The 10,882-nt window shown below is 36.6% G+C and carries 10 protein-coding genes and 1 pseudogene; 5 read left to right on the top strand and 6 right to left on the bottom strand.

From position 1 onward, the window contains the following. Positions 1 to 1,104: 1,104 nt before the first annotated feature. Positions 1,105 to 1,473, bottom strand: coding sequence for a hypothetical protein (locus tag BC008_RS48275; RefSeq protein WP_153009578.1), 369 nt, complete (start codon positions 1,471 to 1,473; stop codon positions 1,105 to 1,107). Here BC008_RS48275 and BC008_RS12730 point away from each other — a divergent pair. The 3 genes from BC008_RS12730 (at position 1,466) to BC008_RS12720 (ending at position 4,885) form a co-directional block, all read left to right on the top strand. Next, on the top strand, positions 1,466 to 1,813 hold the full coding sequence (locus BC008_RS12730; protein WP_153009577.1) for a hypothetical protein: 348 nt from the start codon (positions 1,466 to 1,468) through the stop codon (positions 1,811 to 1,813). The genes BC008_RS48275 and BC008_RS12730 overlap by 8 nt on opposite strands. A 103-nt stretch (positions 1,814 to 1,916) precedes the next feature. Beyond that, positions 1,917 to 4,025, top strand: a complete 2,109-nt coding sequence (locus BC008_RS12725) for a coiled-coil domain-containing protein (RefSeq protein ID WP_058183579.1) — start codon at positions 1,917 to 1,919, stop codon at positions 4,023 to 4,025. Positions 4,026 to 4,189: 164 nt separating this feature from the next. Continuing rightward, the gene (locus tag BC008_RS12720; protein WP_058183578.1) at positions 4,190 to 4,885 is read left to right on the top strand and encodes an ERF family protein; all 696 of its coding nucleotides are present in this window, start codon (positions 4,190 to 4,192) and stop codon (positions 4,883 to 4,885) included. Positions 4,886 to 5,826: 941 nt separating this feature from the next. On the opposite strand, the gene BC008_RS12710 is transcribed toward BC008_RS12720, so the two are convergent. After that, complete coding sequence (locus tag BC008_RS12710; protein WP_058183576.1) at positions 5,827 to 6,240, bottom strand: hypothetical protein; 414 nt, start codon at positions 6,238 to 6,240, stop codon at positions 5,827 to 5,829. A gap of 341 nt (positions 6,241 to 6,581) precedes the next feature. Here BC008_RS12710 and BC008_RS50470 point away from each other — a divergent pair, with 341 nt between their 5' ends. Beyond that, complete coding sequence (locus BC008_RS50470) at positions 6,582 to 6,728, top strand: hypothetical protein (protein WP_201026120.1); 147 nt, start codon at positions 6,582 to 6,584, stop codon at positions 6,726 to 6,728. Positions 6,729 to 7,127: 399 nt separating this feature from the next. Here the strand turns inward: BC008_RS50470 and BC008_RS12705 are convergent, their stop codons facing one another. From BC008_RS12705 to BC008_RS12695, 3 genes are all read right to left on the bottom strand, one after another. After that, positions 7,128 to 7,349, bottom strand: a complete 222-nt coding sequence (locus BC008_RS12705) for a hypothetical protein (RefSeq protein WP_058183575.1) — start codon at positions 7,347 to 7,349, stop codon at positions 7,128 to 7,130. A 271-nt stretch (positions 7,350 to 7,620) separates the two neighbouring features. Continuing rightward, the gene (locus BC008_RS12700; protein ID WP_161938111.1) at positions 7,621 to 7,929 is read right to left on the bottom strand and encodes a hypothetical protein; all 309 of its coding nucleotides are present in this window, start codon (positions 7,927 to 7,929) and stop codon (positions 7,621 to 7,623) included. A 1,719-nt stretch (positions 7,930 to 9,648) separates the two neighbouring features. Further along, a complete protein-coding gene (locus BC008_RS12695; RefSeq protein WP_027846567.1) occupies positions 9,649 to 9,834 on the bottom strand; it encodes a hypothetical protein in 186 nt (61 codons plus the stop codon). A gap of 87 nt (positions 9,835 to 9,921) precedes the next feature. Here BC008_RS12695 and BC008_RS12690 point away from each other — a divergent pair, with 87 nt between their 5' ends. After that, complete coding sequence (locus BC008_RS12690) at positions 9,922 to 10,212, top strand: RNA recognition motif domain-containing protein (protein ID WP_027846568.1); 291 nt, start codon at positions 9,922 to 9,924, stop codon at positions 10,210 to 10,212. Positions 10,213 to 10,474: 262 nt separating this feature from the next. On the opposite strand, the pseudogene BC008_RS12685 reads toward BC008_RS12690, so the two are convergent. Further along, positions 10,475 to 10,663 (bottom strand): annotated as a pseudogene (locus BC008_RS12685) (ISAzo13-like element ISMae28 family transposase); the annotation flags it as partial. Positions 10,664 to 10,882: the final 219 nt, after the last annotated feature.

Below are 10,882 nucleotides of genomic sequence, written 5' to 3'. Positions count from 1 at the left end.
TTGATGACAAAACCACGGCATGAATTAAATAAGCAATTACAGACTGTTTAAACCACAAGGGTTCCAGCTTTTCTTAGTGCCATTCCGATCTGTAATCTTAATACTCTTCGGTAGAAATGCATGTGTGTTGTACTCCAATTTTGTTGTTTGGAGTTACCCACACCGGTTCAACCAATAAAGACTGATATTTGATTTAAGTAATTATATGCAGTTAATACATTGATTCATGCATGTAATTTGACACTTCTATTGCTATTCATTAGCAATTTGTATCGTAGGGAATTGTCTTTATTATTAAAGCCTTGTTACATTCGAAGTGGTTTTTAATTTGTGTTTCCCTCTGGGGGTCACACGTTGTCTGTAAGTTGTTCCTTAGGCAGGAATAATTTTAAATGTAACAGCGTCGTCAAACCGGAGGAATAACTTTTCCTTTTCCAAGTTCTTAGCTTTGAGTTATTCAAGATTTTTAAGCTTTTTGACAAAGGTGAAAACCTTGAAGTGAAGCCTTTTCATCATTTTTTTGATGAACAAGCATACGATTTTGACACCTTTGTGATAGGATTAAAAACAAAGGTGTACCCCTGTGACCCACATATCTTGTGGACACAAAGCGGAGGACTATTTTAAGAGGACTCCCATTATGGAAACCTCATCGAAAGCTGTATTTTTCTAGGGTGTGATTGTCAGTCGCCAAACTAAACTAGTCACACTTCTAGATAAAATACCGGCTCTATATAAAGTTTTTACCATTTTTAATATATTTATCGAACCTCCTTTTTGATATAGATATAGAAGCACCATATCATGTTTGGGAGCATTCTGATGAGAAGTGGTCAATTATTTTTATATGTAACAAAATGCTCCTTACTAATGTTTGTGTCATTTTGATTTTTGTGGGAATTGATATTTGATAAAGTCTAGTTGCTAGTGCCAGCTTGATAAAGATGCTGGATATGCATGTTAAATATTGGAAGTTTTTAGCATTTATAGCAGCTAACATAATTTTTATTTTTATAGACATGGATAAGATGATACTGTGACCTAACAAAGCATTGTGATACATATCGTTTATTTTAGAAATGAATTTAAGTAGGTTTACATTTTTTAAACATCTACATCTTTACCTTCAGTTTCATCAGCCCAATCTAATTCAACTTCAAAATCTTCTAAAGATTCACCCAATTCTTCATTGTTCAATAATCTTTTGAATGTTTCTTCTGGAGATAAACCGTATTTGTTTGCTGTATATACAAGTTTTGCACGATAATCCTTTTCCTTTTTAGCCATGTAATACATGATTATCGTTGCCAATTTCGCTCTCACAGATTTTCCAGATAAACGGCACCAAACAATAAATTTATCGATATCTGCTTCACTTAACTCCACCGAGCCTAGTCTTAAAATCGCCATAATTACGTTTTTTTGTTCATTTACATCGGCAGTAGATAGGGGAATTCCTGATACATTGGGCAAGAGTCAAGAATTACTTGTTAAAGCGATCACTGCTGAAGACTTTAATTTATTCACTCAAGAGGTACAAAAATTTACTTCGAGAGAATTGGTCAAGTTGTACAGAGATGGGGTACTAGAGAATGACTTCAACTATATGTTGTGGTCGGTATGCGTAACCTGGGGATTTCAAGTTCACTGGGCACATTTACAGATTATGGCACCAGAAGAGATAGAAACAATGAAGCAGACCTCTCCTTATACGGACACTGAAATACCAGAAAATTTTGATTCTTCAATACCGTTAGAACAAGTAAGGCTCTGGGCACCACAAGACCACATGACTAAAGTGCAGTCAGCATAAAAAATATTAAAAAATAAGCAAAAATTGGATTCATTGTCATTATTCTCATTCATATTTTTGCTTATTAATTCAGTTGAATTGTTAGTAAAAAAGGGGAATCAAGATGTTATTAGAATTTTCAGCAGTAACAGAAGCAGAAAAAGTAATCCAAGAGATGCAAGAGAGGATTAGACTTTGCAAGGAAGTAAAGGATAAGACCGTTGCACATATAGAATTATCACGAGATTTAAATGAATCCTTGAGAAAGAATGGTTTACAACCAGAAGGATGGAGTGGTTTGAGAAGTGCGCTTTCTCAAATTTGGGGATTAGAAAATACTTCAGTCGATGTAAAAGGACTGGCAATAAGATTAGAGAATTCACAGCATGAACTTGCATCTTTGGATCAACAATACCAACAGTTAAAATATGATAAACAGGAAGTAGAATCAAAGCTTGAAATGACAATTCAAAGTAATAAAGAATTGTTCCTTCAAAATGACGAATTAAGAAAAGTAAAAGAAAAATTAGATAGTGTAAGTGATGATTTAGATAGTAATTGGCAAGAGGGGAACTTACATATAGAAAATCTGGAAATTCAAATCAAAAATTTAACGGAAGAAATAGAAGGTTACAAAAAGCAAATAGAAGCTCTGGTTGCAGAAAATAATTTTTACTCCCAAGAAAATATTCAATTAAACAGTGAAAAGCTAGTTTTGACAACAGAAAAAGATGGAGCATACAAAGAGAGGATAGCACAGCTAGAATCTATGGTTGCAGAATTGCAAAGTGCAAATCAAAGTCTTGAGTGGCAGAAAAACCAAGCAACAAAAATGGTGCAAACTCAAGCTGAACAAGCGATTCCTAAAGCATCTTGGAAAGTTAATGATGTTGTTCAAGTTATTGGTACAGGTAAAGTAGTAAAAATTTGTGGCTATCCTCTTGGTGAAAAATCAGGTCATTTTGTATGCAGAATGCCAGATGGTAGTAAAGAAAATTTCTTCACAGGTCAATTACGATTTATCCAGTCTGGTGATGTAGAAGGAAAAGAAAAATTAACCAGTGAGAATCCCCCACAAACACCCCAGTTAGATTTAGAAGTAGAGGAAGTTGTTGTTGGTAAGGACTACGTTCCACCTCAAGAACGCGCACATCAATTTATCAAGTCCTACAAAGTCAAAACAACCACTTGGGAAGATTTTCAGAACATAGCACAGGGAGATTCTGACATCCTCAAAGAAATCAGCATGTCGAAGCTGAAGAAAAAGTTAACTGTCAAGACTGCATTACCAGGTTTGTTTGGGGATTACGTATTACGCACTGGAAACACCAGTGATTTAGCTTGGTTGAATTCTCCAACCTTTGATAAAGTTGCTACTGAGGCAATGAATAAAAGAATTGAACAGGAATTAGAACAAAGTTTGCAGCAAACAGCATCTGAGTTTTTTGCAATTCATAACAGTCCAAAGAAGTTGGGGAATATTAAATGGGAGACAATTCGTGAATATGCCCAAGGTGATGGTAACAAAATTGAAGCACTAATCAAAGTTGCAAATGCTAGTGCTGGTAACAAAGAAAACTCTAAAACTCAATTCTGTGACAGTTTAGAAAATCTGTGTGTGGACTACATTGCAAGGACAGGTGACAAGTCAGACCTTCAATGGGTACCTTTCGCAAGCTTAGTGTTGATGAAGCTTGGAGAAAATAACGCAATTTCCAGAGAAGAAAATCTTCCTCAAGAAACTGCGCTGTCCCTGTCTAAAGTAAATTCTGCATCTATATTACATGCAGAAGAAGTAGAGTTTGGTATTGAAGATAAATCAGATATTAATGAGAAGAAAATATCTGACTGTAAAACTGTTGAGCAATTGGAGGAAATTTCTGGATGTAATCCCAGCAATATAAAAGATGCGGATGATGCAGGCGTGATTGCAGATATTTATGAGATCCACATTGAGAGAACTGGGGAATTTGAAAAACTCAACTGGTTGCCTGAATCAATTCAAGATGAGATATATCAAAGATTAGGGCGTGGATCTCGACCTCTTGATTTTGAGATTGGAGAGAAAGTACGTGGGGTGGATCTTTATTCTGCCTACTGTAGTAAGGCTGGTGTGGTAACTCGTCTTACTCCTGGATTAATCTCAGTTGCCTGGGAAGATGGAAAATTCAACACTCACTATGCAGAAGATTTGGAGATTATTCCAGAATCCTTAGCGTTACAGGTTGCGTGAGATTAAAGCCCCAGATCAGGACTGGGGAAATAAATATCTTTTATACAACTGCATAACTATACATCCGTAGAATTCAACAAAAAATAAGTAGTGGAAAATGCTGTTTATCCTCCTCACACGGCTTACCACTACCTACACTCTGCACCTTTTTGTCTTCAATGATAATGCAACAAATAATACCTGCGCTCATCAAAGCTAAAAAGAACTTTAAGAAAATTAGCAAGGATGCTGTTAATCCGTACTTCAAGAGTAGATATGCAACACTCGACGCTGTTCTTGATGCAACTGAAAACGCTTTAGCAGAAAAGGGTTTGACTATTGTTCAGGTCGTAGAAGGGTACACTCTACAAACTTTTCTTTATCATGAGTCTGGGGAATTTCTACAGAGCAACTATCCGCTTCCAGAAACTACTGATTCACAGAAGCTTGGTGCGGCTATCACTTACGCGAGGAGATACGCAATTTGTGCAATGCTCAGTATTATCGCAGATGAGGACGACGACGGAAATCATTCTTCCTCTACTAAATCAACATCTAATAAACCACAAAAGTTAGTACAGAATAAGGTTTCCCAAAATGCGCGAGTTAGTCAAAATGAGCGAGTTAAGAAAATTTGTGCGCTACTCGATTATCCTCTAGAGCTTGCTAGGCAGTGGTTACATCAAAACAACTTTACCAATTTTAACTCGTTGAGCGATGAGGTTGTTGATGGATTTGTTAGATCGATTTGTTGGCAGTGGGCTAGTCAAAATGGTTACCCTGTTGAGGAGTTTGGTTGTGTTGCGAATGGGAGTGGTGTTGAAGGGGTTAAGCGATGGCGGGATGAATTGATTGAGTTTAGTTTGCAACAGGTTAGTTAATTATTTTACACTCTAATTTTCCAGATACTTGCTCATATAATAACTCCTTTTTCTGATTCAATAAGCGTTACGAACCCAATAAATGCAACATCACAAACTATCCACTTTCAACAAGAAATGGATGTCTGCATGGTACTTTATAAGAGCGACTTACTTCAACTCTTAACTTGCACATTTTCAAACCCTTACATAACAAAGGTTTGAGCCCAAGCCAAAAAAATGTGCTAGTTTCATTCGTTGGGAGGGGATTTAATGCTTTTGACTTTTGATTTTTGACTTCCCCTCCTGGGGCGCTTACATCTTGCACCAACAAAAGTTGATGTGAATGTATTACTCAGTAAAAAGCCAGAACCCTTAACTTAGGAGTTATGCATTAATAAGTTGAACAAGTCTTTGAACGCACTACGTGTTAGCACGCGCCGGTACGGCGTTCACGGAGTGCGTCCAAACGGCTACGCCGCGTCCAAACATAACCAAACGCGTATTCAAACGTTAGTTTGCGGTTCATCTCTTTGCCCAGACAGATATCTCCCTGTTTACGCGGCAAAGCCGAACGGAGTGGCTACGCCGGATAAGCCCTATGGGCATCGCCGGAGGCATCGCCCCGCGGGCGCGCCCGTTCAGCTTGCTGCGTTCAAACGCCACGGTCATTGGCACGTGCCGTACAAAAAAGACTTGTTCAACTTATTTTTACACGGTGCCTTAGCGATATAAAGTCATAAAAATTAGGTAGCGTTATGGCACGTATTTTGAATTTATCTGGGTTAATACTCACAGGTGCAAGATATGAGTCAAAGACCACTTCTTGAATTTAAACTTAATGGCGGCTATAGTCTTGTTTGTCCTCGTGCCCAGTCACTCCATCTTATCCTTCCCAATAGGTTTTGACCCCATCCGTGATACTAGGAATTGAAGTTGAAAACTTTTCCTCATCTCAGAGGTCAGTCGCAAACGAACCCCAGGTCTATTTCAACTTCTCCTATGTTTTTTACCTTTACTTGTTGTGCACCGGGAGGGAAATAACTATCGATAGCTCCCCGATCAGATGGGACAAAATTTCGATTGGTTAATGGGGTGGGTGAATTGGCAAGTGTTATTGCGTATACTCCTGTCATACCCTTATCATAACCTGTGGTAGTGCTAACCTTAGTATCACCACCTGCAGTGGTGCTGATCTCAATTTGGGGACATGATGGTGGGCCTACGATCTCCTTGCCTGGGGCTATGGTTACGGCATTGGCAGGAAGAACTATGGTTTGTACAAGCGTGATAACTACTGCTACAATTGTCAGCCATTTGCTGACTCTGCTAATGTACTTGTTTATTTTTTTTCTGTTTGGGTTGTTGATAGTCATGTGATATCTTCCTTGAACTAATTTGATATTTTCGCACTCAAATCATTTCCTTAGGGGTATAGTAATTCTTTCCTATTTACGGTAAGACCGTGTAAGGTCTCAACACAGTGAGATTCTTTTTCGGTAGCAGACATAGCTTGACATAAACTCCTTATGATGTATTTCTGATTCATCATAGTTATAATCAAGATCAACTTATGCACTTGCTGACATCATTCGTGGCGCAATGCCTACGGCACGCAATAACTACGTTACGCTTTGCTAGGCGCTAGCTGCCGCGCGTCTTCCAAGGAACCAATTAAACCTGAATTGATTAAACAAAAAGCTAGGAGTTAAAAACTATGGCTATTGTACGTTACCCTTGGGCAGAAATGACTTCACTACAACGTCAACTTGACCGTATGTTTGAAGATGTTCAAGCATCAGTACTGAGTAGTAATGTATTGTGCCATTCGTCAACTGAGATTGAATTCACTATTGGCTCCTGAACTCACTCGAGGTATTAAAGAAACTGCAGATACAATCAATAAACTAAACCCCATCTTTGCCAGATTTAACATTACTTCCCTCCTTAATTACGTAAAATAAATTACACTTATTCCTAAAAATTTTAAGACAAATGTTTCTTTACCAAACTTCCTGACTCTTAATAGTTGTAAATTAAATTACCTTATACTATTCTCATGTTTTGATATGCTCAAACCAAGTTAAACCATCAAGTAAAGATTAGTTGCAATACCAGCTATTCATTACTTGTAAACAGACCCCAAACAGGTCGTAATATTTCTTGTTTTTTTGTTGGTTGTCGCAAAATCAATAGTTTAATTAATTTCAAATGTTTATGCTCTATCAGTTCCAGGATTCTAATAATGTCCCCAGGCGTACAACTATATATGAACATATCCTTGTTTAGTTGCTTCAACTAATAGAGCTATTTGATGTCCTTTTACTTCTAGGGAACATGCTACTGGATCTATTAAACGTTCCCAATAAATAAAGTCATCTTGCGACCTCTCCGGAATAACCAACCTGTTATTTTGTGAATAGCCATGTTCCTTTGTACCAATCTTTTTGTTCCTTCTTGTTGGATTCCACCCACTATGTATCATGATTCTAGAAACTGATATGTTAAATTATTTCCTCACCTTGTAAAAAGAGCATTCAATTACCAATTCATCGTCTTTAGAATGGATTAAAAAATTAAAACAAAATTCACTTGTCGTTTGTTAAGATGCGAGCAAACAGGTAGTGCGTACAAACCTTCTGCCTTTCCTGGTAAACTGAGCAACCAAAAGTCCTCATACTAAGTAAATGCTTAATGAGGACTTTATTTGTCAATCAAAAACAGCGAAAACTAAATCTTCAGATAAGATTAGTTTCCTATTTAAATTGCTTCACAAGAATCTCTTTTGTTTCTTGGGAATCTACAATCTTGATACTATCTCGGAATACTCCAATAAAGAATGATTTAGAGAACTCGAATGGTGTTACTACCTGTGTACAGATTGTTCCTGCTGGTAAAGTCTGGGTCACGATGAATGTGGGAGGTTCCACTGTCAGGAGACTACGTTCTATATCAATATTATGACAGGGAGTTGACTTGTCTCCTTTGACATAGAGAATCAAGTACCCAAAAGCAAATACTGCTTTTGCTTCTTGGACATCTAGAACTGGGGATTTATCATCCATTGCTTTTACCTCTTTAGTTTTCATCTCTTTAAACTGAAATGACTATTTTTTTAGTCATATAAATATTGCCGTCATAGAGATATTGAATTTATAAAGATAGAACTTATGTTTGACATAAGAGAGTCCTCTGTATAAAGCTTTACTCTATTTACACAACGGAAATTCAGCACCAATAAGAAATTTTTCTATATTTGTATTAGTGTAAGCAGAGTCAACTTATGCACTTCTAAGTAAAGAAATGTAATTTTTTTTCTCGAGATAGTTGTATGAACAAGAGCTACAACTAACTTTACGAACAATTGGAGTAGACGAACGTAGTATTTCTCACAAATTTTGTGACTGCAAAGGCTGAAAACCTTATGTCATCTTGGTTTGACCCTACTCGAAATCAGTCCCGAAAAACAACACACTGTCTGTTGAAAAGCTTACTCTGCTTGGTTTTCAGCAGACAAGGGTTACAGCTTCTCAAACATTCTTTGTGAGAAATCCGGGATAAACCTTTGAAGACTTTTCCTGCAAGCATTGGAAGCATTCCGTACAGGTATTTCTTATCGTTTTGTACAATGGTTGAATCAGATCAAAAGTGGATAAATTCTAGATCAAAGCAATAAAAAAATTCCCGATTTACCCATATGGCTTACCGGGGATTTAATGTTTTGGTGTGGTCTTACTTTTCTAGCTGTGCAAGACTCGGTGCAAGAAGAACAGGGGTACTTATAAATCACACAAATCTTACCCAGAAATATTTATGTGATTTCAATAACCTTTTATCAACATACTATTCACACTCAATCACTGATGTGATCTAAATCTTCCTTTCTTCCAACCAAGGTCTCTCAACTTAATCACTACAGTCACACAACACTTAGGCAAAACCTGCAGTGAATAACCAAAGCCAACATAAATCGCTTAAATACTAAAATCTTTATTTATTCTGCTAAATAAAAAATTCACTAATATTGAAGCACTAACTGCAACTTCTTTATGCAAACATCAAACTGCAAATACTTAAATACCATATCTACTTTAAAACAATAGATCATAAATATGGCTGGCAATTAGAGTAAAAATAATTACCTACCAAATTTAGACCGAGACGATATGAAGGATTTACTGTTACTCTTTGCTGCATCATATTTTTGACTCTCAAAACAATAACACCCAAGCTATACTCACTGAAGTATCTCCTCTTTTAATAAATCCAGTTTGGAGTTTAACTATTTGAAATAATAGTTAATTAACTCCCTCTTTTACACTTGAGGAAATATCAGCTTTTTAGATGAGTGTTACCATTTTTATTTAACGAGACAGATACTAGATAAAACAGACTGTTTGACCTCCTTAATTAAATTTGGTTAAACCTGTAATCTCTGTCAGGGAAGTCTTTTAGACTTCAATTATTAATATATCACTTTCTATTTCAATCGTAAGTAAATGACACATAAGTTTACGCTGATTCCTCGATTTTGGGTTTCAAAACTATTACCCTATTGAGAGTAGGAAGTTGCCAAGAGGTACTGTTGCACTAAAAAACTCAACAATCATATCAGAGCCAGCAGGTATTTTATCTGCTATTATAATTACTAAATTACTAATAGTTAATATCAGGTTTCACTACGTGAAAATTACTACTATCAATATTATTTAAAATAAGAACATAACGTTAAGCAATTACTTTTAATATTAATTAATTAAACCAAAGCACAAAGTTATGATTTTCTATTCTTTAGGAGTTAGCTCTGATAGCAATTTATTAATGTCTTCACGTAAAAGTTCTTCCTCGACATAAGACTCACTGGTAGCACCTTCATACCTAAGAGTATCTTTTAATTCAGTGTCTTTAATAATGTTATAATTGAAATTGAGAATCAAAAGATTAACGATTAAGTTTGCATTCAGTATCAAGGTTTTTTCCCATAAAGTATTGAGCTATTGCTTTTCCAATAATCTTGTCTCTCTAAACACAACACTCATTGAGAAGACAATAAAAATATGTCAATCTATGTAGGTAATTTATCTTACGAAATTAATCAAGAAGACTTAAATGAAGTCTTTGCCGAATATGGAACTGTTAAACGGGTTCATATTCCCACTGATCGGGAAACAGGTCGCGTCCGAGGATTTGCTTTTGTAGAAATGAAATCTGAAGTAGACGAAGATAAAGCTATTCAAGCTTTAGATGGAGCAGAATGGATGGGTCGGAGTCTAAAGGTCAACAAAGCTAGACCTCGTGAAGACAGAAGCTCATTTGGTGGTGGTCGTCGTCGAAGCAACCGCTTCTAAATTTCTTTCCTTAAATTTAAAAAACGCTTCTGGGAATCAAGTATATTAATTCTACATCACTTTCCTGGAGGCATTTTGTTGTGTGAAGAAGGCGTCCCAAGGGCCTTCCAATAAATAAACTACCATCCCCTACACCATTGCTGGTATTCTAAAAGCGACAAAACCATTACAATTAAATAAGCAAAGTCAAATGGAAGTCGCTACAACCAAAGTACCTCTTTGGTTTGTCCGCAGAGACATTGATGGTTTATTTGGCCTAGTACCCACTGGTAAGTTCTCTAATCCCTTTGCGGATAGTATTTCTATCCCATCCTAATTCTTCTTGAGCTAATAATTGTCCTCCGTACCCTAAAGAAATTACAGTTTGTGCCTGGAAACGTCGTCTTGCTGCACCTTTTAATTGAGATGCTGTTTCTTTGAGTAAATCTTTCACCTCTTCAGTTAATTCCATAGACAGTTTTACCACCCAAAAACTTTAACTATGCATTATTGAATTTACTATAATTTGGGGCATCAGTGCTGCCGACGGCAACACTGATGCCCCATCTCTACAATGATTATCATTTTTATTTTTGATTATTTTATTATAGCAACCGCCAGGTTAGCTAGGACGCTAAAGTCAAGACATGCTCCATGGCTTCTCGCAGTGTTCCAAAATTCTCGAGTTGTT

Origin of the sequence: Mastigocoleus testarum BC008, from assembly GCF_001456025.1 — a bacterium.
Taxonomy (GTDB): domain Bacteria; phylum Cyanobacteriota; class Cyanobacteriia; order Cyanobacteriales; family Nostocaceae; genus Mastigocoleus; species Mastigocoleus testarum.
Note: the sequence above shows the minus strand (reverse complement) of the source record. Positions and strands in the feature narration are given on the sequence as shown.

Bases quoted from the DNA above. Each gene is read 5' to 3' on its own strand.
- BC008_RS12725 (WP_058183579.1), top strand. From the start codon at position 1,917: ATGTTATTAGAATTTTCAGCAGTAACAGAAGCAGAAAAAGTAATCCAA.
- BC008_RS12720 (WP_058183578.1), top strand. From the start codon at position 4,190: ATGCAACAAATAATACCTGCGCTCATCAAAGCTAAAAAGAACTTTAAG.
- BC008_RS12710 (WP_058183576.1), bottom strand. From the start codon at position 6,240: ATGACTATCAACAACCCAAACAGAAAAAAAATAAACAAGTACATTAGC.
- BC008_RS50470 (WP_201026120.1), top strand. From the start codon at position 6,582: ATGGCTATTGTACGTTACCCTTGGGCAGAAATGACTTCACTACAACGT.
- BC008_RS12705 (WP_058183575.1), bottom strand. From the start codon at position 7,349: ATGATACATAGTGGGTGGAATCCAACAAGAAGGAACAAAAAGATTGGT.
- BC008_RS12700 (WP_161938111.1), bottom strand. From the start codon at position 7,929: ATGGATGATAAATCCCCAGTTCTAGATGTCCAAGAAGCAAAAGCAGTA.
- BC008_RS12690 (WP_027846568.1), top strand. From the start codon at position 9,922: ATGTCAATCTATGTAGGTAATTTATCTTACGAAATTAATCAAGAAGAC.